The 22223-nt window shown below is 70.7% G+C and carries 21 protein-coding genes, 2 pseudogenes and 1 riboswitch; of the genes and pseudogenes, 10 read left to right on the plus strand and 13 right to left on the minus strand.

The window, feature by feature from the left end; genetic code table 11:
* A partial coding sequence (locus tag R6V09_RS17125) for an aminotransferase-like domain-containing protein (protein ID WP_317882274.1) occupies positions 1-949 on the plus strand: 949 nt, incomplete at its 5' end.
* A gap of 31 nt (positions 950-980) precedes the next feature.
* On the opposite strand, the gene R6V09_RS17130 is transcribed toward R6V09_RS17125, so the two are convergent.
* Together R6V09_RS17130 and R6V09_RS17135 are read right to left on the minus strand one after the other, a co-directional pair.
* Positions 981-1832: a hypothetical protein gene (locus R6V09_RS17130; protein WP_317882293.1), complete on the minus strand. Its 852-nt coding sequence runs from the start codon at positions 1830-1832 to the stop codon at positions 981-983.
* A gap of 174 nt (positions 1833-2006) precedes the next feature.
* Positions 2007-2138: pseudogene (locus R6V09_RS17135) on the minus strand (aminotransferase class III-fold pyridoxal phosphate-dependent enzyme); the annotation flags it as partial.
* Positions 2139-2229: 91 nt separating this feature from the next.
* A riboswitch (ZMP/ZTP riboswitch) is annotated at positions 2230-2319 on the plus strand.
* A gap of 31 nt (positions 2320-2350) precedes the next feature.
* Between R6V09_RS17135 and R6V09_RS17140 the strand changes: the two are divergent.
* Complete coding sequence (locus tag R6V09_RS17140; RefSeq protein ID WP_317882275.1) at positions 2351-3805, plus strand: glycine hydroxymethyltransferase; 1455 nt, start codon at positions 2351-2353, stop codon at positions 3803-3805.
* A gap of 38 nt (positions 3806-3843) precedes the next feature.
* On the opposite strand, the gene R6V09_RS17145 is transcribed toward R6V09_RS17140, so the two are convergent.
* The 4 genes from R6V09_RS17145 to R6V09_RS17160 all read right to left on the minus strand — a co-directional run bounded on the left by R6V09_RS17145 (position 3844) and on the right by R6V09_RS17160 (position 6937).
* A complete protein-coding gene (locus R6V09_RS17145) occupies positions 3844-4458 on the minus strand; it encodes a hypothetical protein (protein ID WP_317882276.1) in 615 nt (204 codons plus the stop codon).
* A gap of 108 nt (positions 4459-4566) precedes the next feature.
* The gene (locus R6V09_RS17150) at positions 4567-5256 is read right to left on the minus strand and encodes a hypothetical protein (RefSeq protein ID WP_317882277.1); all 690 of its coding nucleotides are present in this window, start codon (positions 5254-5256) and stop codon (positions 4567-4569) included.
* A gap of 183 nt (positions 5257-5439) precedes the next feature.
* Positions 5440-6348: a hypothetical protein gene (locus tag R6V09_RS17155; protein WP_317882278.1), complete on the minus strand. Its 909-nt coding sequence runs from the start codon at positions 6346-6348 to the stop codon at positions 5440-5442.
* Positions 6335-6937: an RNA polymerase sigma factor gene (locus R6V09_RS17160; RefSeq protein ID WP_317882279.1), complete on the minus strand. Its 603-nt coding sequence runs from the start codon at positions 6935-6937 to the stop codon at positions 6335-6337. Before R6V09_RS17160 ends, R6V09_RS17155 begins: the two co-directional genes overlap by 14 nt.
* Positions 6938-7047: 110 nt before the next feature.
* Between R6V09_RS17160 and trpS the strand changes: the two genes are divergently transcribed.
* Both trpS and R6V09_RS17170 read left to right on the plus strand, forming a co-directional pair.
* Positions 7048-8061 carry a tryptophan--tRNA ligase gene (gene trpS / locus R6V09_RS17165; protein WP_317882280.1) on the plus strand — a complete coding sequence of 338 codons (1014 nt, stop codon included), beginning with the start codon at positions 7048-7050 and terminating at the stop codon, positions 8059-8061.
* A gap of 208 nt (positions 8062-8269) precedes the next feature.
* Positions 8270-8848 carry a 2'-5' RNA ligase family protein gene (locus R6V09_RS17170; RefSeq protein WP_317882281.1) on the plus strand — a complete coding sequence of 193 codons (579 nt, stop codon included), beginning with the start codon at positions 8270-8272 and terminating at the stop codon, positions 8846-8848.
* Between the two features lie 6 nt (positions 8849-8854).
* On the opposite strand, the gene R6V09_RS17175 is transcribed toward R6V09_RS17170, so the two are convergent.
* Entirely contained in the window at positions 8855-9598 is a 744-nt protein-coding gene (locus tag R6V09_RS17175) for a decaprenylphospho-beta-D-erythro-pentofuranosid-2-ulose 2-reductase (protein ID WP_317882282.1), read from the minus strand.
* A gap of 160 nt (positions 9599-9758) precedes the next feature.
* Here R6V09_RS17175 and R6V09_RS17180 point away from each other — a divergent pair, with 160 nt between their 5' ends.
* Positions 9759-10709, plus strand: coding sequence for a YihY/virulence factor BrkB family protein (locus R6V09_RS17180; RefSeq protein ID WP_317882283.1), 951 nt, complete (start codon positions 9759-9761; stop codon positions 10707-10709).
* Here R6V09_RS17180 and R6V09_RS17185 read toward each other — a convergent pair.
* A complete protein-coding gene (locus R6V09_RS17185) occupies positions 10657-12006 on the minus strand; it encodes a D-alanyl-D-alanine carboxypeptidase family protein (RefSeq protein WP_327095678.1) in 1350 nt (449 codons plus the stop codon). The genes R6V09_RS17180 and R6V09_RS17185 overlap by 53 nt on opposite strands.
* A gap of 91 nt (positions 12007-12097) precedes the next feature.
* Between R6V09_RS17185 and R6V09_RS17190 the strand changes: the two genes are divergently transcribed.
* Positions 12098-12337: an SCO4848 family membrane protein gene (locus R6V09_RS17190; RefSeq protein WP_317882285.1), complete on the plus strand. Its 240-nt coding sequence runs from the start codon at positions 12098-12100 to the stop codon at positions 12335-12337.
* A 4-nt stretch (positions 12338-12341) separates the two neighbouring features.
* Entirely contained in the window at positions 12342-13589 is a 1248-nt protein-coding gene (locus R6V09_RS17195) for a metallophosphoesterase (RefSeq protein ID WP_317882286.1), read from the plus strand.
* Positions 13590-13686: 97 nt separating this feature from the next.
* Here the strand turns inward: R6V09_RS17195 and R6V09_RS17200 are convergent, their stop codons facing one another.
* Positions 13687-14058: a hypothetical protein gene (locus R6V09_RS17200; RefSeq protein ID WP_317882287.1), complete on the minus strand. Its 372-nt coding sequence runs from the start codon at positions 14056-14058 to the stop codon at positions 13687-13689.
* Between the two features lie 369 nt (positions 14059-14427).
* On the opposite strand from R6V09_RS17200, the gene R6V09_RS17205 reads away from it, so the two are divergent.
* Entirely contained in the window at positions 14428-15984 is a 1557-nt protein-coding gene (locus R6V09_RS17205; protein WP_317882288.1) for an ABC transporter substrate-binding protein, read from the plus strand.
* A gap of 95 nt (positions 15985-16079) precedes the next feature.
* The gene (locus R6V09_RS17210; protein ID WP_317882289.1) at positions 16080-16484 is read left to right on the plus strand and encodes an ATP-binding protein; all 405 of its coding nucleotides are present in this window, start codon (positions 16080-16082) and stop codon (positions 16482-16484) included.
* 13 nt (positions 16485-16497) lie between these two features.
* On the opposite strand, the gene R6V09_RS17215 is transcribed toward R6V09_RS17210, so the two are convergent.
* Together R6V09_RS17215 and R6V09_RS17220 are read right to left on the minus strand one after the other, a co-directional pair.
* Positions 16498-17952, minus strand: a complete 1455-nt coding sequence (locus R6V09_RS17215) for a sensor histidine kinase (RefSeq protein ID WP_317882290.1) — start codon at positions 17950-17952, stop codon at positions 16498-16500.
* Positions 17949-18635 carry a response regulator transcription factor gene (locus R6V09_RS17220; RefSeq protein ID WP_317882291.1) on the minus strand — a complete coding sequence of 229 codons (687 nt, stop codon included), beginning with the start codon at positions 18633-18635 and terminating at the stop codon, positions 17949-17951. Before R6V09_RS17220 ends, R6V09_RS17215 begins: the two co-directional genes overlap by 4 nt.
* A 188-nt stretch (positions 18636-18823) precedes the next feature.
* On the opposite strand from R6V09_RS17220, the gene R6V09_RS17225 reads away from it, so the two are divergent.
* Positions 18824-21226 (plus strand): MMPL family transporter, encoded by a 2403-nt coding sequence (locus R6V09_RS17225; RefSeq protein ID WP_317882294.1) that lies wholly within the window; start codon positions 18824-18826, stop codon positions 21224-21226.
* Between the two features lie 9 nt (positions 21227-21235).
* Here R6V09_RS17225 and R6V09_RS17230 read toward each other — a convergent pair whose 3' ends face one another.
* Together R6V09_RS17230 and R6V09_RS17235 are read right to left on the minus strand one after the other, a co-directional pair.
* Positions 21236-22039 carry a TetR/AcrR family transcriptional regulator gene (locus tag R6V09_RS17230; RefSeq protein WP_317882292.1) on the minus strand — a complete coding sequence of 268 codons (804 nt, stop codon included), beginning with the start codon at positions 22037-22039 and terminating at the stop codon, positions 21236-21238.
* 11 nt (positions 22040-22050) lie between these two features.
* A pseudogene (locus R6V09_RS17235) lies at positions 22051-22223 on the minus strand (DUF393 domain-containing protein); the annotation flags it as partial.

The raw sequence follows: 22223 nt of genomic DNA on the forward strand, positions 1-22223 counted from the left end.
CGGCCGTGCCGAACTGCGCACCGCCCTCGCCGCCTACCTCGCCCGAGCCCGCGGCGTCCGCGCCGACCCCGAGCACATCCTGATCAGCGCGGGCATCTCCAACGGCCTGCGGCTGATCGGCACGGCGCTACGGGCCCGCGGCGCCCACACGATCGCGGTGGAGTCCTACGGCCTGCCCGCCCACTGGCAGATCCTCGACGGGGCCGGTCTGCGCACCCGCCCGCTCCCCTTCGACGAACTGGGCACGAACCCGGGCCAGTTGACGGACGAACCCGCGGTCCTGCTCACCCCCGCCCACCAGTTCCCCATGGGCGTCCCGCTCCACCACGACCGCCGCTCCGCCGTCGTCGACTGGGCCCGGCGCACCGGCGGCCTGGTCCTGGAGGACGACTACGACGGGGAGTTCCGCTACGACCGCCAGCCGATCGGCGCCCTCCAGGGCCTCGACCCCAACCACGTCGTCTACCTGGGCACCGCCAGCAAGTCCCTCGCGCCAGGCCTCCGCCTGGCCTGGCTGGTCCTGCCCCCGTCACTGGCGGAGGAGGTGGCGAAGGCAAAGGGCGGCGTCGACACCTGCGGCGTCCTGGACCAACTGACCCTCGCCGAGTTCATCACCTCCGGCGCCCACGACCGCCACGTCCGCGCCGCCCGCCTGCGCTACCGCCGCCGCCGGGACACCCTGGTCGACGCCCTCGCCCACCACGCCCCCGACGTCCACGTCACCGGCATCGCCGCCGGCTTCCACGCCGTCCTCAGCCTCCCACCCGGCACCGAACAGTCCGTGGTCCAAGCCGCCGCCTGGCAGGGCCTCGCCCTCCACCCCCTCTCCTCCTACCGCCACGACCACGCCCAGGCCGACCCCCTGGACGCCCTGGTCGTGGGCTACGGCACGCCCTCGGACCACGCGTGGGAGGGAGCGGTGGAGGCACTGTGCAGGGTGCTGCCGTGAGAGGGTCTGGGGGCGCAGTCCCCAGGGACGGTCACCCCAACTCACCCGCACGATCCACCGCTCCACCGCCGGAGGCCGGCGCCTCTCCGAACCGTGCCAACGCCAACGCCCCCACCACCGCCACCAAAAATCCCAGCACCGCCAGCCACTCCAACCCCTCCCGCGTACGGTCCCCGAGCCACACCACCCCCACCGCCGCCGGCCCGATCGTCTCCCCGATCACCAGCCCCGCCGTGGCCGTCGTCACCGACCCCCGCTGCAGAGCCGTCGTCAGCAGCAGAAACGCGGCGCCCCCACCCACCAGCAGCGCATACGTCGCCGGATTGCCGACCAGCGTCGACGGCGCGAGCGAGTCGATCAGCCGGACCGCCACCTCGACGACCCCGAACCCGAACCCGGCGCCAAGACCGAGCGTCAACGCCCGCCCCCGCTCCGGCAACCGCCCCCCGACCAGCCCGAGCAGCAGCACCGCACCGGCCGTCCCCAACATCGCCCACTTCAACGCCATGGACCCGGCCCGGTCCCCCTCCGCCCCGGACGCCAGCCCCAGCATCGCAAGACCCGCGCACACCACACCGACGGCCGCCCACTCCATCCCGCTGAGCCGCACCTTCAGCAGCCGCGCGGCCACCACCGCCGTCACCGCGAGGCTCGACGCCAGGGCCGCCCCGACCGCGTAGATGGGCAGCGACCGCAGCGCCGCGATCTGGAACACGAAACCCAGCCCGTCCAGCCCGAGCCCCGCCATGTACCGCCACTGCCGCAGCGCCCGCAGCAACAGCGCCGCGTCCCCGCCCCCACCCGTCGTCGCCGCCCGCGTGGCGACCGCCTGCAGGACTGTCGCCGTACCGAAGCAGATCGCCGCGCCGAGCGCGCACACCATTCCAAAGAGCACAAAGGGACTCTAGGGGAGGGGAGATCGCCACGGGCCCTCCGTGCCGGCCCTCTCACTGATCTCTGGAGTTCCCGGGACGTCCAGACCCCCAACACCGCCCGCAGTTGGGCCAACCCCCAGTCCAGGTCCTCCTCGCTGATCATCAGCGGCGGTGCGATCCGGATCGTCGACCCGTGGGTTGCGGTGCCCGAAGTTCAGCGCCGAGTACCCGGCGAGCAGGTCCAGATAGTGCCGTCCCTCCACGTCCGTCATCCACGCGCCGTCGGCGGCGGCGAGGGCTTCCGTACTGGTCACGGCGTCTCCCGGGGGTGAAGGTGCCCCTTTTCTGTCCTCGCCCGCATGGTGGACGCGGGAGCCGCACCGTCCGGCCTGCCCGGTAGGCTGACCGGCGGGCCGTGACTGGCGCGCTGGGATGGGACCGACCATCGGGGAGCGGCCCGAGCTGCAATGTGTGCCGTGCGCCTGGGCCGTACCGAGAACGCCGAACGCCACGTCCGGAGGTCCCCATGCCCGACAATTCCGCGCCCCTCTCCAACGAGTCCACCGCCTTCCGTGCCGCCCTCGATGTGATCCGTGCCGTCGAGCCGCGCGTCGCCGACGCCATCGGCCAGGAAGTCGCAGACCAGCGCGAGATGCTCAAGCTGATCGCCTCCGAGAACTACGCCTCCCCGGCCACCCTGCTGGCCATGGGCAACTGGTTCAGCGACAAGTACGCCGAGGGCACCATCGGCCGCCGCTTCTACGCAGGCTGTCGCAACGTCGACACCGTCGAGTCCCTCGCCGCCGAGCACGCGCGCGAACTCTTCGGTGCCCGCCACGCCTACGTCCAGCCGCACTCCGGCATCGACGCCAACCTCGTCGCCTTCTGGTCGATCCTCGCGGACCGCGTCGAGGTTCCGGCCCTCGCGAAGGCGGGCGTCCGCCAGGTCAACGACCTCTCCGACGCCGACTGGGCCGAACTCCGCCGGGCCTTCGGCAACCAGCGCATGCTCGGCATGTCCCTGGACGCCGGCGGCCACCTCACCCACGGCTTCCGCCCGAACATCTCCGGCAAGATGTTCGACCAGCGCTCCTACGGCACGGACCCCGTCACCGGCCTCATCGACTACGAGGCCCTGCGCGCCTCCGCCCGTGAGTTCAAGCCGCTGATCATCGTCGGCGGCTACTCCGCCTACCCGCGCCTGGTGAACTTCCGCATCATGCGCGAGATCGCCGACGAGGTCGGCGCGACCCTCATGGTCGACATGGCGCACTTCGCGGGCCTGGTCGCGGGCAAGGTCCTCACCGGCGACTTTGACCCGGTCCCGCACGCCCAGATCGTCACCACGACCACCCACAAGTCGCTGCGCGGCCCGCGCGGCGGCATGGTCCTGTGCGACGACTCCCTCAAGGACCAGGTCGACCGCGGCTGCCCGATGGTCCTCGGCGGCCCGCTCCCGCACGTCATGGCCGCGAAGGCCGTGGCCCTCGCCGAGGCCAGGCAGCCCTCCTTCCAGGACTACGCCCAGCGCATCGTCGACAACTCCCGCGCGCTGGCGGACGGCCTGATGCGCCGGGGCGCCACCCTGGTCACGGGAGGCACGGACAACCACCTCAACCTGATCGACGTGGAGACGTCCTACGGCCTCACCGGCCGCCAGGCCGAGACGGCCCTCCTGGACTCCGGCATTGTCACCAACCGCAATGCCATCCCGGCCGACCCGAACGGCGCCTGGTACACGTCGGGCATCCGCATCGGCACCCCGGCCCTGACCACGCGCGGCCTGGGCACGGCGGAGATGGACGAGGTGGCGGCTCTCATCGACCGCGTCCTCACCAGCACGGAGCCGGGCACGACGAAGTCCGGCGCTGCGAGCAAGGCGTCCCACGTCCTGGACGAGAAGGTCTCCGACGAGATCTCCCGCCGCGCCACCGATCTGGTCGCCGGCTTCCCGCTGTACCCGGAGATCGACCTCGGCTGACACCCGCTCTCTGTCGAGTTGTCAAAGATCGGCGACTCTCACAGATCGATGAGTTCCTGTCGTGGTTCCTCGCGCGGCGGTCCGGCCTCACGCCGGGCCGCCGCGCGGCGTATCAGCAGCGTGCCGCCGACCCCGACGGCCACACCCGCCGCCGCCCACCAGACGGGTCCGGCCGGGTTCGCGGATTCAGGCCGGCCCGCGACCGCCTTGCCCCCGGTACCGGTCTCACCGGGCAGTCCCGCCCGCTTCCACTGCGCGAAGACCGAGCGCGGCGCCCGATGCCATCGGATGTCGTCGTCCGCCACCTCCGGAGCCGGATCCGTCCGCACCCACGGTGTGCCGTCCGAGGCCACGAACAACTGGTCCTCCCGCTGCACCGCCACATCACCGCCCGGAGCCCGACTCGTCCGAGGCCAGCCGCCGACGCCGGTCAGGCCCCACACCACGGTGATCCGCACCGTCGGATACCGACCCGCTTCCCACTCCTGCGACACCCGCTCCGTGCCCGCGTACGTCGGCTGAAACAACGTCCACAGGCGCGCGAACGACGACTCCCCGGAGTGCCACGCCTCGGTCCGGCCTGTGGCCCCCGCCACGACCAACGCCAGATCCGGGATGTCCCGGCCCGGAACCTGAACCGGCACCTGATCCATGCCGGCAGCCTGGACCCGAGCCGTTCCGGCCAGGGCCATCAACACCGGCGCCGCCACGAGACACACGCCCCGCAACCTCCCGCGTTCCATCCCGTGCCCCTCCACTCCTCATACGTCCCGCAACTCCTGCCTGGGCCCCGGCTCCCGCCCCTTCCGCCAACGGTCCAGTGGCCGCCGCGTGGCCAACGTCCGCAGCACGAGGGCCAGTACCGCTCCGGCACCCGCGCCCGGTATCGCCCACCACCAGCCGGTGCCGTCGCTCTTGTCCTGACCGGCGACCCGCATCGTGCTGGTCGTCGTACCGGTGTCGGGTGCGGTGGTGGCCCGATCGGTTCCGGCCGACTGCCACGGTCCCGGGAGGATGCCCGAGTAGCCGTCCTCGCCGGTGTCCTTGCCCATGACGCCCAACTTCTTGAAGAGGGCGCGCAGTTGGGCAGGCTGCTCGGCGCGGTGCCAGTAGCCGTTCAGATTCGCGTTCTCCGACACGTCGGCCGCTGTGTGGACCCAGACCGCCTGCGGCCGGGTCTCGACCGGAAAGACGCGGTCGATCCGCCAGGGCGATATGTCGTGCATCAGCCAGGTGACGTTGATCTGGCGGGCGTCGGCCAGATCGGCCTCGGGCGGCTTGTCGCGGGCGCCCTTGCCTTCCGGGCCGAGCAACTGCTGGAGCGTTCCGTACTGTTCGTCCGAGTAGTACAGCGCTGTGGCCTGCCCGCTCTCCGGTGAGGTGACGAGCACGCTCGTCGGTCCGCCTGCCGCCGCGTCCGACGCGCCCCACACCATCAGGGCCAGCGTCATCGCCAACGCCCCGCCCAGAGCCGTCAGTTCACGAACCCTGCCCGCACCCCCGCCTGCCCTGCCTGCACTCCCGCCTCCGGACATCCGAACCCCCAACCAGCCGATCCCCGTACGGCCCGCCCGCGAGCCGCCTGTCACTTCTGGTACACCGCCCGGCTTGCCGAGGTTCCCACTCCGCCCGCTCTATTCGCCCGGCTCGTGCCGGTCGAGCGACTTCGCGATCTCCACGGCCCGCGGCTTCGACACCACGCCCTCCAGACGGAACGTCAGATCACCGCCCGGAACTCCGCCCGCCGCGTGCGTCCACAGCAGCGTCGGCCCGGCCGTCCGCTCCTTACGCGTATAGCGGTCCCCGTCCCCGTCCACCAGCCAGAAGCTCAGCAGATGCGGTCGCGCGAACCACAGCGCCGGGTCCCGTATGCCGTCCGGCGACACGGTCGCGTCCAGCGACAGCCACTCCGGCAGCTCGCGGACCGTCTTGACGAAACCGATGTCCAGCCGGGCCGGATACTCGTCGACCCTGACCGTGTGCCCGCCCTCCCGCCAGCACAGGCTCACCAGAAAGCGCCCCTGCGGCTCGCCGGTCACCGTCACCGCGTCCGGAACTCCCAACGCGTCCGGCACCACCGGCTCGAACCCCGCCTGCCGACGAGCCTCCTCCAGGGTCACCGACCGACCGCAGCCAGGCACCGCGGCACCGGCCGAGGGCACCGCCGACGGATCGTACCGCACCTCGACCCCGCCGAAGCCGAACCAGTCGAAGACCGCCGCCCGCACCGGAGGCGTGAGCACGAGCACCGTCAGCAGACCGCACACGGCCGCTGCCAGCGCGCGCCGACGCAGCCGCATCCAGCGCCGGACGGCGCGCAGCCGAGCCCGCACCCCGGTCGGCCCGGCCTCCTGGACGGGGACCGGGATCTGCTCGGCCAGTATCTGTGCCAGCACCCGCTCGACCATCGACTCGGACCCGACGGCCCCTCCACCGCCCCGCGCGTCCAGCGAACGCCCCAGCGCCCGCAGCTCCTCCGGCAGCCGAGAGGCCGCGTCGGCGCCCTCACCGTCGTAGGACTCCCGTCCCTCACTCACGCTCATCACCCCCTTCCCGAGGCCGGAAATCCGGCAGCAGTCGCCCGAGCTTCTTCAAGGCGCGGTTCAGCCGGGACTTCACCGTGCCGCGCGGCCAGCCCAGGGCCTGGGCCGTCTCCGGCTCGTCCATCTCCAGGAGATAGCGGTAGGTCACGACCAGGCGGTGCTCCTCGCTGAGCTGGTCCAGGGCGGACAGCAGGGCCGCGCGGCGCTCCGTCTCCAGCGTGGCGACCGCTGGATCAGCCGATTCCGGTATCAGCGGCTCGGCCTCCGCGAACGCCGCCTCCCGGCCGGCGAGCGTGCGCTGACGTGCCGCCGTACGCACGGTGTTCCTCGTCTCGTTGGCGACGATCGACAGCAGCCACGGCTTGAACGCCGAGCCCTCCCGGAACCTGCCCAGCGCGCAGTACGCCTTGACGAAGGCCTGCTGCACCACGTCCTCCGCGTCCGCACCCGCCCCGAGTGCCGCGGCCGCCCTGAGCGCGATACCCGTGTGGGCCCGCACCAGCTCCGCGTACGCCTCCGGCTCTCCGGCGCGTACGCGTGCGATCACCGCGGCCTCATCGACGATGCGGCCCCCCTCCCGCGTCTTCACATATTTGGTACACCGCCCGAGGCGGATCGGTTCCCACCCGTGCCGCAGCTCTTCCGACCCGGTTCCGACCGGTTCCGGACCGGGGCCCGGGACCTGAGAGAATGGTGAACATGGCCTCTGACAGTCCTCGCGTGCTCTCCGGAATCCAGCCCACCGCAGGCTCGTTCCACCTCGGCAACTACCTCGGCGCCGTCCGCCAGTGGGTGGCCCTCCAGGAGTCCCACGACGCGTTCTACATGGTCGTGGACCTGCACGCGATCACGGTCCCGCAGGACCCGGCGGACCTGCGCGCCAACACCCGCCTCGCCGTCGCGCAGCTGCTGGCCGCCGGACTCGAACCGGAGCACTGCACGCTCTTCGTCCAGAGCCATGTCCCCGAACACGCCCAGCTCGCCTGGGTCATGAACTGCCTGACCGGCTTCGGCGAGGCCGCCCGCATGACCCAGTTCAAGGACAAGTCCGCCAAGCAGGGCTCGGACCGCGCGTCCGTCGGCCTGTTCACGTATCCGATCCTCCAGGTCGCCGACATCCTGCTCTACCAGGCGAACGAGGTCCCGGTCGGCGAGGACCAGCGCCAGCACGTCGAGCTGACCCGCGACCTCGCGGAGCGCTTCAACGGCCGCTTCGGCGAGACCTTCACGATCCCGAAGCCGTACATCCTCAAGGAGACGGCGAAGATCTACGACCTTCAGGATCCGTCGATCAAGATGAGCAAGTCGGCGTCCACCCCGAAGGGCCTCATCAACCTCCTCGACGACCCGAAGGCGACCGCCAAGAAGGTCAAGAGCGCGGTCACCGACACGGACACCGTGATCCGGTACGACGCCGAGAACAAGCCGGGCATCAGCAACCTCCTGACCATCCAGTCGACCCTCACCGGCAAGTCGGTCGCCGAGCTGGAGCAGGAGTACGAGGGCAAGATGTACGGCGCGCTCAAGACGGACCTCGCCGAGGTCATGGTCGAGTTCGTGACGCCGTTCCGGGAGCGCACCCAGCAGTATCTGGACGACCCGGAGACGCTCGACGCGATCCTGGCCAAGGGCGCGGAGAAGGCGCGAGCCGTCGCGGCCGAGACCCTCGCCCAGGCGTACGACCGGGTGGGCTTCCTGCCCGCCAAGCACTGAGGCGCACGACCGCACCCGAGTACCGACCGCGTACCACTGGACAGAGCGCTGCACATCACTACGGTTGCGCCTGCCCACAACTCGGGTGTGGCCGTACAGTCGATAGCCGGGTGGCCGCGCGCGTGGCCGCCCCGCTCGGCATCAGGACCACCGGTGGCACCGCCGAGCGCACCATGACAGCACCACCGACAGGACGACAGGAGACGACGTGGGGACCGTAACGATCGGCGTGTCGATCGCGGTCCCGGAGCCTCACGGCAGCCTGCTCCAGGAGCGGCGCGCGGGCTTCGGCGACGCCGCGGCCCACGGCATCCCCACGCACGTCACACTGTTGCCGCCCACCGAGGTGGACGCCGCGCAGCTGGCCGAGGTCGAGGACCATCTCGTCTCGGTCGCCGCCGCCGGGCGCCCCTTCCCGATGCGGCTGTCCGGCACCGGCACGTTCCGGCCGCTGTCCCCGGTCGTCTACGTCCAGGTGGTCGAGGGCGGCGCCGCCTGCACCTGGCTGCAGAAGCAGATCCGGGCCGCCTCCGGGCCGATGGCGCGCGAGCTGCACTTCCCGTACCACCCGCACGTCACCGTGGCGCACGGCATCGACGACGAGTCGATGGACCGCGCCTTCGAGGCGCTCTCCGACTACCGCGCGGAGTGGTCCTGCACCGGCTTCGCGCTCTACGAACAGGGCGCCGACGACGTCTGGCGCAAACTCCGCGAGTTCACCTTCGGCGGCGCCGTCGTGCCGCCCCAGGCGGCCCGTACCGACCGCGGCACGATCCCCAGCCACTGAGCGCGGTTATGCGGCCAGCCGCCTGAACAGCCCCCGTGGCAGGTGCCGTAGCGCCGCTGTCACCACGCGCAGTGCCCCCGGGACCCATACCGTCTCCGAGCCGCGGCGCAGGCCGAGTTCGATGGCTGTGGCGACGGCTTCGGGGGTGGTGGTGAGCGAGGCCGCCTTCGGGTCGGCCATGGTCCTCGACCGTACGAGCCCCGGTCGTACGACCATGACGTGCACGCCCGTGCCGTGCAGCGCGTCGCCCAGCCCCTGCGCGAAGGTGTCGAGGCCGGCCTTGCTGGAGCCGTAGATGAAGTTCGAGCGGCGGGCCCGTTCGCCGGCCACCGAGGAGAGCACCACCAGACAGCCGTGGCCCTGGGACTGCAGGGCCCGGGCGCTGATCAGGCCGGACGAGACGGCGCCGGTGTAGTTGGTGTGCGCGACCCGCACCGCGGAGGCGGGATCGCGCTCGTCCCGGGCCTGGTCGCCGAGGGTGCCGAAGGCGAGCAGCACCAGGTCGATGTCGCCCTCCGCGAAGACCTTGCCGAGCACGGTCTCGTGGGAGTCGGGGTCGAGCGCGTCGAAGGCGACGGTGTGGACCTCGGCCCCCAGGGCGCGCAGTTCCGAAGCGGCACTCTCCAGGGCGGGCGAGGGGCGGCCCGCGAGCCACACCGTGCGGGTGCGGCGGGCGATCAGCCGGCGGGCGGTGGCCAGTGCGATCCGGGACGTACCGCCGAGGACGAGGAGGGACTGTGGAGGACGCATGCCCGTGACCGTATCGCCCACTTATGGGCGGTTGGTCGTGCGGCGTCGGCGCCCTCCCTGAAATGGGCGATTAATCGGATGCCGCGCAATCCGGCGCCACGCGCGCGTGTTTGTGGGGTACCCGTACATCGGTGTCAGTGGACGAGGGCAGAATCGGATCATGGACTGGCTGAAGAAGCTCCCCTTCATCGGGCCGCTGTGGGTGCGCCTGACGGCCACGCACGCGTGGCGGTCGTACGAGCGCCTCGACCGGGTGAAGTGGTCGCAGCTGTCCGCCGCCATGACGTTCATCAGCTTCATCGCGCTGTTCCCGCTGCTGACCGTGGCCGCCGCGATCGCCGCCGCCACCCTCAGCACCGACCAGCAGCACGAACTCCAGGACAAGATCGCCGAGCAGGTACCCGGCATCTCCGACCAGCTCAACATCGGTTCCCTGGTGGACAACGCGGGCACCGTCGGTCTCATCGCCGGTGCCTTCCTGCTGTTCACCGGTATCGGCTGGGTCGGCTCGATGCGGGAGTGCCTGCGCGCGGTGTGGGAGCTGCCCGACCGCGACGAGAACCCCCTCTGGCGCAAACTCATCGACACCGGTGTGCTGGTCGGCTTCGGCGGTGCCGTCCTCGCGACGATCGCCATCTCGACCGTCGCCTCCGCTCTGGTCGACTGGATCAGCCGCGAACTGGGCCTCGTGGAGGGCGGCTGGGGCGGCATCCTGCTGCGGATCGCCGCGTTCGGAGTCGCCGTACTCGCCGACTTCCTGCTCCTGCTCTACGTCCTGACCCTGCTGCCCGGCGTCGAGCCCCCGCGCCGCCGCCTCACCGTGGCCGCGCTGATCGGCGCGGTCGGCTTCGAACTGCTGAAGCTGCTGCTCAGCGGCTACATCCAGGGCGTGGCCGCGAAGAGCATGTACGGCGCGTTCGGCGTCCCCGTCGCCCTGCTGCTGTGGATGAACTTCACCTCGAAACTGGTGTTGTTCTGCGCCGCCTGGACGGCGACCCCGAGCAGGCCCGAGGACGACGACGAGTACGTCCCGGCCGACGACACCGAGAACCCCAAGGTCAGGGACGAGGGCGACGACGGACCAGATCCGGCAGCGGCCAGCGCCGGTTGACCAGGAAGACACCGCCGGCCAGCAGCACCAGCAGCCCGCCGACGATCGCGAGCGCGATCCCCACCCCGCTCGAACCGTCCTCCTCGGCGGCCGACGCCGAGGAACTCGCGGCCGGCTTAGCGGCCTTGTCCCCGCCCGCCTCCCCGCTGGCCGTCGCACCCGGCTGGGCGCTCGCCTGCGCCGCGTTCTTCGGCGCGACCAGCTCACCCACCGGCTGCACCTTGCCGGCCGCCTGGAAGCCCCAGTCGAGGATCTTCGCGGCCTCCTTGTAGACCTCGTTGTGCTCGTCCTTCTCCGGGTTCATGACCGTCACCAGCAGCACCTTGCCGCCGCGTTCGGCGACCCCGGTGAAGGTGGCGCCCGCGTTGGTGGTGTTGCCGTTCTTGACCCCGGCGATGCCCGGGTACACCGAGACGTCGGAGTCGCCGCTCAGCAGCCGGTTGGTGTTGCGGATGTCGAAGGTCCCGCGGACCGACTTGCCCTTCTCCTTCGTGGTCTCGCCCGGGAACTTCACGCTCACCGTGGAGCAGTACTCCCGGAAGTCCTTCTTCTGCAGCCCGGAACGCGCGAACAGCGTCAGGTCGTACGCCGACGAGACCTGCCCCGGCTCGTCGTAGCCGTCCGGTGTCACCACGTGCGTGTCGAGCGCCTGGAGGTCCTGGGCGTGCGCGTTCATGTCGGCGACGGTCTGGTCGACGCCGCCGTTCATGTGCGCCAGGACATGCACGGCGTCGTTGCCGGAGCGCAGGAAGACCCCGAGCCACAGGTCGCGGACCGTGTAGCTCTCGCCCTCCTTTATCGGGACCACACTGGAACCGGCGCCCATGCCGGCCAGGTCGGACGCGACCACCTTGTGCTCGGTCGTCTTCGGGAACTTCGGCAGCACGGTGTCCGCGAACAGCATCTTCAGGGTGCTCGCCGGAGGCAGCCGCCAGTGCGCGTTGTGCGCGGCCAGCACGTCACCGGACTCGGCGTCGGTCACGATCCACGACCGCGCGGTCAGGTCCTTCGGCAGCACCGGGACACCGGCCGCCTGATTGACCTGCGTCCCCGCCTGCGCGAGCCGGGTGCCGCCCACCGACGACATGTTCGCCGGGGGAGTGGCCGTAGGACTGACCGACGAACCCGGAGTCGCGCTCGACGTCGGAGTCGCGCTCCCGCTCGCGGTCGGAGTCGCGCTCGGGGTGGGAGTCGGACTCGGAGCCGCGAGGGCGAGGGGCGCGGTGAGCGCGAGGGACGACAGGGCGGCGGAAAGCACCAGCAGGGATCGCCTGATGGTCTGCTGTGGAGCGGGCACGCACGAGAACGTACATGCCCAGGGACCCGAAGTCCCGTCACCGGCCCCACCCCGGCCACGGGCCCCGGAGGACGACGGCGATACTGGACTCATGAAGCTCAGCCGCCCCGTCTCCTGGTTCCTGCTCGCCTTCGGGGTGTGGAGCTGGGTCATCTGGATCACTTTCGTCAAGAATCTCGTCGCGGACGGCAGCGGACTGGCCTTCGACGACGGGCGGCCGACGGCGTACTTCTGGGTGCATCTGACCCTGGCAATCGTGTCCTTCGTATTGGGGACGGTCATCGGGGGCCTCGGGTTGCGTGGACTGCGCGCACTGCGCGAGACGTCATAGAGAAGTGGCCATCGTCGTCATCGCTCTCGTAGTCCTGGTCGCGGTCGCCGTCCTGGGCGGTGCGCACTGGTACGTCTGGCGCCGCCTCGTGCGCGACACCACGCGCGCGTGGGGCCCCGCCCGCGTCACCGGCACGGCCGTGCTGATCGCCGGCCCGGTGCTGATGATCGCGGCCCTGGCCGCCGAGCGCGGCGGCGCCCCCTTCTGGCTCCAGCAAGTCCTGGGCTGGCCCGGCTTCCTGTGGATGGCCCTGGCGATCTACCTGCTGCTGGCCGTCCTCGCGGGCGAGGTTCTACGGCCACTGCTGCGGCGGTTCGTCGAACGGCGCGGGCAGGCCGGGACGGCCGTAGAAGAGGCCGAATCCCCAGCCCCCGAAGCAGCCCCAGAAGCCGCCCTCGAAACGGCTCCCGAAGAGCCGCGGAGCGCCCCCTCCCGCCGTCTCTTCGTCTCCCGGGTCGTCGGAGGTGCCGCCGCCGCTGCCGCCGTCGGGACCGTCGGATACGGCACCTACGGCGTTCTGCGCGGGCCGAGCGTCAAGCGGGTCACCGTGCCGTTGGCCCGACTGCCGCGGTCGGCGCACGGGTTCAGGATCGCGGTCGTCAGCGACATCCACCTGGGGCCGGTCCTGGGGCGGGGTTTCGCACAGAAGGTCGTCGACACGATCAACTCGACGCAGCCCGATCTGATCGCGGTCGTGGGCGACTTGGTCGACGGGAGCGTGAAGAACCTCGGGCCCGCCGCGGCTCCGCTGGCCGGGCTGCGGGCGCGGCACGGGTCGTTTTTCGTCTCCGGGAACCACGAGTACTTCTCCGGTGCCGAACAGTGGCTGGAAGAGGTCCGCAGGCTCGGGATCCACACCCTGGAGAACGCACGTACCGAACTCCCCGGGTTCGACCTCGCCGGGGTCAACGACATCCAGGGCGAGAGCGAGGGGCAGGGGCCCGACTTCGGGAAGGCGCTCGGGGATCGTGACACCACGCGCGCGTGCGTGCTGCTCGCGCATCAGCCGGTGCAGATCCACGAGGCCGTGAAGCACGGCGTCGATCTTCAGCTCTCCGGGCACACCCATGGCGGACAGCTCTGGCCCGGCAATCTCATCGCGGCGGCGGCCAATCCGACGGTCGCCGGCCTGGAGCGTTACGGGGACACCGAGTTGTACGTCAGCAGGGGCGCGGGCGCGTGGGGACCGCCCACCAGGGTGGGGGCTCCGTCGGACATCACGGTCGTCGAACTGGCGTCGAAACAGGCTTAGTCGGTGGGGCAGGGTTGCGGAGCCGGTGAAACCTTGAGTGACAGAGAACCCCCATGTTTCCTGCCCGCCAGGAAACATGGGGGTTCTTGCTGTGTGGCTACGAACAGAAGGAAGTCTTCACAGCGGCCACGATCCCGGCGGCCGTCACTTCATCCGTGCCGTAGCGGGCAGCGGCGTTCTTTGCCGCTGTCGCGTCGTCCTTGCCCTGCTTGAGGTCAAGGCACACGTTCCGGGCGTTGCTCAAGTCCTTGTCGTCACTGCCGAGTCCGGGCTTCAGCGTGTCCAGCACGGTCGTCAGCGCCTGAGCCTGAGCTTCGTCGGGCGACGGGACGGCCGGCGCGGCGGGTGTCGACGCCGCGGAGCTGGGCGCTGTGGACGACTTGCTGTCCGCCTTGTCGTCGCTGCCCCCACAACCCGCAAGCGCGAAGACGGCGACAGCGGCAAGTGCGGGCATGGCAAAGCTGCGCATGGTTCCCCCCAAGTAAGTGCAAAGTTCAGGAATCGCGAGGGTAACCCACGGGTACGACAGAGCCCCGCCCAGGTCGTCGGCCGTACTGCTTCTTCGCGAAGGCCGCGCTGGAGCCCGCACGCCGTGCTGCGCCGGTCACCCGGCGGGTTGAAGTGGCGTGCAGACAGGCTTAGTTGCCCTGTCGGGGCAGGTCCGCGAAGTGGCTGAGAGTCGCCTGTGAAACGGGCAATTAACACTCGCCGGTAAGTTCTTTCTCATCTCGGCAGAACCCTCTTCCCCCGGATGAAACTCCTGTGGTTAGGTGATCCGCGCCACTAGGGGAGTGGCATATGCGCAGGAACCCGGGAGGGTTCTGGGGAGGGCACACCGATGCGGTCGGTTCGCATACGGATTCTCGCGACACTGCTGGTTCTGGCGGCCGTGGGAGTCGGCGGCTGGCAGTTGCTGCCGTCGGACGGGAACAAGGACAAGACGATCACGGTGGGGACGACGGACGCCGTCACGTCGCTCGACCCGGCCGCCGCGTACGACGCGGGTTCCTGGGCGTTGTACAGCAACGTCTTCCAGTCACTGATGACGTTCGACTCGGGCGGCACGAAACCCGTCCCGGACGCGGCCAAGAGCTGCGGTTTCGTGGGCGGCGGGCTGTCGACGTACCGCTGTGTGGTGCGCGACGGGCTCACCTTCCCGAGCGGGCGCACGATGACCGCCGCGGACGTGAAGTACTCCTTCGACCGGGTCAAGAAGATCAACTCGGACGTCGGCCCGTCGTCCCTGCTCTCCACGCTCGGCTCGGTCACCGCCTCCGGCATGACCGTCACCTTCCATCTGTCGTCGCCGGACGCCACCTTCCCGTTCAAGGTGGCCACCGGCGCCGGAGCGATCGTCGACAGCACCAAGTACCCGAAGGACGCCCCGCGCAACGGTTTCCAGGTCGACGGCACCGGGCCGTACACCCTGTCGACGTATACGAAGGACAAGAAGGCCGTCCTGCAGCCCAACAGCCACTACAAGGGCGCGGTCAAGAGCACCGGGAGCCCGATCGAGCTGCGGTACTACGCCGACTCGGACGCGCTGCAGAAGGCGTACAAGGCGAAGCAGGTCCAGGTCGCCACCCGGCAGCTGCCGCCGAAGATGCTCTCCGGGCTCTCCGCCAGCGACCCCGATCAGCGGGTGTCGGAGGCCGACAGCTCCGAGACCCGCAATCTGTACCTCAACACCCGTAAGGGCACGCCCCTGCACGACGTCCTCGTCCGGCGGGCCATGGCCTGGCTGATCAACCGCGACGAGCTGGCGGCCACGGTGTACGACGGCACGGTCGACCCGCTGTACTCGCTGATCCCGGCCGGCATCGTCGGCCACACGACGTCCTTCTTCGACGCCTACCCCGACGAGAGCGTCAGCAAGGCGAAGGCACTCCTCGAAGAGGCCGATGTCTCCCTCCCGGTGCGCTTCACCTACGGATACGGCATCGGGCACGGTTCCGGCGCCGAGGAGGCCGCCGAGCTGAAGAAGCAGCTGGAGGCGGGCGGCCTGTTCAAGGTGGACGTCAAGGGCTACGAGTGGACCGACTTCCAGAAGCGCTGGGCCACCGGCAAGCTGGACGCGTACGCGGTCGGCTGGGTCGCGGACTATCCCGACCCGGACACCTTCGGCTCCGCGCTCGTCGGCACCGGCTCCACCATGAACACCGGCTACAGCAACAAGATCGTCGACCAACTCATCCTCAACAGCCAGCGGTTCGCCGACCGCAGCCGCGTCGACGACGACTTCCGCGATCTGCAGGTGGACGTCGCCCAGGACGTGCCGCTGATCCCGCTGTGGCAGCGCAAGGAGTACGTCGTGAGCAGCGAGGACGTCGGCGGAATCTCCTATCTCACGGACGGCACCGGCGTGTTCCGGCTGTGGGCGCTCGACTGGATCTGAGCCCTTCGGCCCGGCCGGCTTTCGCCCGAGTGACACCGGGCGGCCGTCGCACGCAGCACCATGTGACGGAGGTGTGCGCGGAGTGAGGAGCCGACGTGGTCAGACGCAACTCCTTCCGGCTGTCGCGGCACCCGGCCTCGGTGGGGCTCGCCCGGCGCCGGGTCCGGGACCATCTCGCCGACTGGGGGCACGCGGGCGACGATCCGGCGCTCCAGGACGCGGTGCTGCTGGTGTCCGAGCTGGCCACCAACGTCGTACGCCACGGGCCGCTCCTTGAGCGGGAGTTCGAGGTCGCGGTGACGGCCCTCGCGGACGGTTCCTGCCTCATCGAGGTGTCGGACGAGGGCCGGGTCGAACCCCGGCTGCGGGTCGTGACGGACGAGGCGGAGGCCGGTCGCGGCCTCCACCTGGTGGAGAGCGTCGCGGCGGCCTGGGGCGTGTGGAGCCGCGGCGCACACGGCAAGACGGTGTGGGCACTCGTCCAGGCCGACACCCCGTGACACCCCTGATGTCCTACGTCGGCACGGGCGCCCGCGTCGGCAGTGTCACCGTCACCGCGAGCCCCTCGCCCGGCGCCGTCCGTACCGCCACGTCACCGCCGTGCGCCTGGACGACGCCCTGCACGATCGCCAGCCCCAGTCCGCTGCCCGCACCGCCGCCCGCCCGGAAGAAGCGGTCGAAGATGCGGGCCGCGTCGTCCTGTTCCAGTCCCGGGCCCTCGTCCGCGACACACAGCCGTACGACCCCGTCCGCGCGCTCCAGGCCGAGCCGCACGGGCACGTCGGCGGGTGTGTGGGTGCGGACGTTGGTCACCAGGTTGCCGAGTATCTGGCGCAGGCCCGACTCGTCGGCGCGCACCAGCAGGGAGCCGTCGGCGCCGACGGTGACGGGCCGCTCCGGCTGCTGCACCCGCAGGTCCTCGGCGGCGTCGCGCACCAGGCGGCTCAGGTCGACGTTACGGAAGCGCAGTTCGGGCCGCTGGTCCAGGCGGGCCAGCATGAGCAGTTCGTCGACGAGGTGGCCCATGCGGTCGGCCTCCGCGTTCATCCGGTCCCAGGCCCGCCTGCGCTCCTCGGGCTCGGTCAGCATGCCCTTGTCGTAGAGCTGGAGGTAGCCGCGTATCGCCGACAGCGGGGTGCGCAGTTCGTGCGAGGCGTCGGCGACGAAGCGGCGCAGCTGGGCCGCCGTGCGCTCGCGCGTGCGGTACGCCGACTCCACCTGATGGAGCATGGAGTTGAGGGCGACCCGCAGCTGCTCGACCTCCTGTGTCGGATGGTGGCTGGAGGGCACGCGCCGGGTCAGATCGCCCTCGGCGATCGCCGTCGAGGTCTCCACCATGTCCTCCAGGGGCCGCAGCCGCCGTCGCACGCTCATCATCGTGAGCGCGGCGAGCAGCACCAGCAGCAGGCTGCCGAAGGCGAGGTCCAGTTTGAGGGCCTTGGCCATGCCGTGGTGGAGGCCGCCGGTGGAGGCGGCGATCAGGATGTACGTGCCGTCGGCGAGCCGCGTCCCGGTGGCGCGGTAGGGGTCGCCGCGCAGCGAGATGTCGCGCGGTGTGCCCTCCGCGGCCAGTGTGGCGGGGTCGTGGAAGGCGGCGGCGAGCGCACGTTGACTGGCGGTCGGCTCGAAGCCGGCGACGGTGAGTACCTTGCCCTGTGTGCCGACCGCCGCGAACACGGTGTCTGGGTTCGGCGAGTCGCCCATCTGCTTCGGGACCAGGTGGTCGCCGATGCCGGCCAGGGTGCTCAGCATGTTGAGCTGCTGAATCGTGAGCTGCGAACCGCCCAGTGAGTCACGGGACTTGGTCAGCTCGGTGTCGACCTGGGCGAGGAGGTAGTGCCGCATGCCCATCAGGCTGACGGCGGTGGCCATGACGATGCCGAGCGCCAGCAGCGCGAGGTTCGCCAGGGTCAGCTTGGCGCGCAGGGAGTGGGCACCGCGCTCGCAGTTCGGCAGGCGGAACTTCATGCGAGCCCGTATCCGACGCCCCGCCGGGTGGTGATCACCGGTGCTCCCAGAGTCTCCAGTTTGCGCCGCAGATAGCTGATGTAGGTCTCGACGACGGTCGACTCCGGCGGGGTGTGCTCGTACTGCCAGACATGGCGCAGCAGTTGCTCCTTGGGCACGATCCGGCCGCCGTTGCGCACCAGGAAGCGCAGCAGGGCGTACTCGGTGGGGGTCAGCTCGACCGAGCGGCCCTCGCGGTGCACCGAGTACGTCGTCTCGTCCAGTTCCAGGTCGCCGTAGCGCAGTGGCGGGCGCTGGGGGAGGACGTCGTCCGGGCGGGTGCGGCGCAGGACGGCGGTGATGCGGGCGACGACCACGTCGATGTCGAAGGGCTTGGTGATGTAGTCGTCGCCGAAGCCGAGGGCGCCGACGATCTCGGCCGGCGCGTCCCGTGCGGTGAGGAAGACGAGCGCCAGGTCGGGCCTGCGGGCGCGCAGTTCCTGCCCCAGGGCGCGGCCGTCGCCGTCCGGGAGCATCACGTCGAGCAGCGCGCAGTCGGGGCGGGTGCGCTCGGCGAGGGCGAGCGCCTCGCGCACGGTGCCCGCGACCATCACCTCGAAGCGGTGGTAGCGCAGCGCGATGGCGAGGACGTCGGCGATGCTCGGTTCGTCCTCCACCACCAGCACGGTTCCTGGAGCCGTCATGCCCCCCAGTATCGGCGTCGGCACTGACATCGGCGCCGTCCGGTCTTTGGAGTTCCTTGAGAGTCATGGCCAGGACGTGTCCACGCGCGCGTGCCACCGCCAATTCTGTAGCCCAGGACCTGGGGGACCAACCGACCGATCGACCGAGTCAACTCGGTTTCGAATAAGGAGCGTTGAGCGTGGCGGCATTGGCACGGTGGTGCTATCGGCACCGGCTGGTGGTCCTGTTGCTGTGGGTGGGGGCACTGTTCGGCCTGGGCTTCTCGGCGACGACGGCGGGGACGGACTACGCGAACGTCTTCTCCCTCCCGGACACGGACTCCAAGAGCGCGTACGACCTGATGCAGAAGGCCTTCCCGAACAGCTCGGGCGACACCGACACGGTGGTCTGGAAGGTCGACTCGGGTTCGGTGAAGGACCGGTCCGTACAGACCCGCATCCAGCCCGCCCTCGACAAGATCGCGGCCATGAAGGGCGTCGGCGAGGTCACCGGCCCCTACTCCGGCGCCCGGGGCGCCGCGCAGATCAGCTCCGACGGGACGATCGCCTACGCGCAGATCACCTTCGCCGAGCAGGCGAACGCCGTCCCCAAGGAGCTCGTCCAGAAGGTCGTCGACACCGCGCAGGACGCCAAGCGCGACGGCCTCCACGTCGAACTGGGCGGCCAGGCCGTCCAGCGCGTGGAGGAACCGCCGGGCGGCATAGCGGAGGGCGTCGGCATCCTCGCGGCGGCCGTCGTCCTGTTCCTGGCCTTCGGCTCGTTCTACGCCGCCCTGCTCCCGATCGGCATCGCGATCTTCGGCGTCGGCACCGGCCTGTTCTCGACCCAGCTCCTGAGCCACGCCACCGACATCCCCGACCTGGCGCCGCTGCTGGCCACCCTGATCGGCCTCGGCGTCGGCATCGACTACGCCCTGTTCATCGTCACCCGGCACCGCCGCGGCCTCCAACGAGGCCTCGATCCCGAGGAGTCGGCGGTCGTCGCCCTCAACACCTCGGGCCGCGCGGTGCTGTTCGCGGGCGGCACGGTGTGCATCGCGCTCGCCGGCATGCTGGTCACGAACCTGCGCTTCCTGGACGGCGTGGTCGTCGGCACCTCGCTCACGGTCGTCCTGAGCGTCCTGGCGGCCACGACCCTGCTGCCCGCCCTGCTCGGCTTCCTGGGCCCGCGCGTGCTCAGCCGCAAGCAGCGCCGCAAGCTGGCCGCGACCGGTCCCGAGCCGGAGCGCACCGACAACCTCGCGGTCCGCTGGTCGGCCGCCGTGCAGAAGCGTCCGCGCCGGATCGCCGTCTTCGCCCTCGTCGTCATGGCCGTACTCGCCTTCCCCGTGCTGTCGTTGCGCCTCGGCGCCACCGACCAGGGCAACGACAACGCCTCGACGACCACCAGGAAGGCGTACGACCTCCTTGCCGACGGTTTCGGCCCCGGCTTCAACGGCCCGCTCCAGGTGGTCACTTCGAGCGGTGACACGGCCACCCTGGTCAAGGACATCCAGGCGACGAAGGACGTGGCCCGGGTCGCCGCGCTGCCGCCCACGGGCGGGGTGACGGTGATCCAGGTCGTCCCGAAGACGTCACCGCAGTCCGTGGAGACCGACGACCTGATCGACACCCTGCGGGACAAGGTGATCCCCGAAGCCGGCGCGACCGGTCACGTCGGCGGTGTGACGGCGATCTCCAAGGACTTCGCGTCGGTGACGGGCGACCGTCTCCCGCTCTTCGTCGCGACGATCATCGGCCTGAGCTTCCTGCTCCTCCTGCTCGCCTTCCGTTCCCTCGTGGTCCCGTTGACGGCCGCCCTGATGAACCTCATCGCGGCGGCGGCCTCCTTCGGTGTCCTGGTGGCGATCTTCCAGTGGGGCTGGGGCCTGAGCCTGCTGGGCCTCGGCAAGGAGGGCCCGATCAACGCCTTCCTGCCGGTCATCATGCTGTCCCTGCTCTTCGGCCTCTCCATGGACTACCAGGTGTTCCTGGTGAGCCGTATGCACGAGGAGTGGGTCCACACCAAGGACAACGCCCGCGCGGTCCGTGTCGGCCTCGCGGAGACCAGCCGCGTCATCAACTCCGCCGCCCTGATCATGGTCTGCGTCTTCCTGGCCTTCGTCCTGAGCGGCAACACGGGCGCGGCCACCGCCGGAGTCGGCCTCGCCGCCGCGGTCGCCCTCGACGCCTTCATCCTGCGTACGGCCCTGGTGCCGGCCGCGATGCACCTGCTCGGCAACTCCAACTGGTGGCTCCCGGCCTGGCTCGACAAGAGCCTGCCGCACCTCGCCGTGGAACCGGCGGAGGAGCCCGCCCCGGCCGTCCCCGACGGCCCGTCCTCGGCCGTCCACGGCTTCGTCCGTACGACCGAGGGTGAGCCCGTGGAGGGCGCGGCGGTCACGCTGCTGTCGGCGGGCGGACGCCAGCTGGACCGGGTCGAGTCCCTGGCCGACGGCTCGTACATCGTGTCGGTGCCGGGCCCGGGCACCTACCTCCTGGCGACGTCGGCACCGTCGTACGGCTCGATCGCCCGGCACGTGGCTGTGACGGACGATCCACTGGTCTACGACGTCGAGCTGGCCGAGGGCGAGGTCGACGCCGTCAACTGACCCGAGCGCTCAGGGGCGTTCGCTGTCGGCGGGTCCGGCGGCGGGCGCCCCGCGCTTCCCTTCCTGCTTCGGCTTCTTCTTCGCCGGGTCGGGCAGCGCGTGGGTCATGCCCGGCAGGAAGTCCGTGAACAGCTCGTGCACCTCCAGGACGAGGGGCCGCAGCACCCGGAAGCGTGCGAGGGACACACCGCGCGCGGTGAGCCGGGCACCGCGCTCCGCGAGCCGATAACTCCGCTCGCGCCCCTCGGTCCGGTCGAACACCCAATACAGCACGAGCCCCATCTGCGAGAGCCACATCAACTCGGGCAGCACGTCCCGCAGTTCGGGCGCCACCTTGGTCTTCGCCCCCGCGAGCACCTCCTTGTGGACGCTGATGGCCTGCACGCGCGCGTGCTCGCTCTCCGGGGAGAACGGGCTGAGCGGGCTGTCCGGGTCGGCGGCGTTCTTGAAGAACTGCACCGCGAACTCGTGGTACGGCGTCGCGATGTCCAGCCACACCCGCAGCACACCCGCGAGCCGCGCCTCCAGATCGGTCTCCCGGTCCAGCACCTCGCGGACCGCGAGCCGGTGCTCCTCGGCGAGACGGTCGTAGAACCCCTGGACCAGGTGCTCCTTGCCGGCGAAGTAGTAGTAGGCGTTGCCGACCGAGACGCCCGCCTCCTTGGCGATCGCCCGCATCGTCGTCTTGTCGTAGCCGTGCTCCTGGAACAGCCGCATGGCCGTCTCCAGGATGAGCGCGCGGGTCTGCTCGGACTTCACGGACTTGGCGGGCGTACCGCCGTCCTCTTCGGGGCTGTCGTTCTTCGCAGGCACGGAAACAGAGCCTATCCAGTGGTGCAGGAGCCGCCGGCGCAGCCCGGTCCTGTGTACGACCACCCGCTGCTCGGGTCGTACGTCCACCCGTCCGTCTGCCGGTACACACCACCGCCCCACCCCCCGGGCCCCCACTGCGCCCCGCGCAACTTCGCGGCGGCGAGCACGGCGCCCTTGGCGAGCC

It is taken from the genome of Streptomyces sp. W16, from assembly GCF_033194735.1.
Lineage (GTDB): Bacteria > Actinomycetota > Actinomycetes > Streptomycetales > Streptomycetaceae > Streptomyces.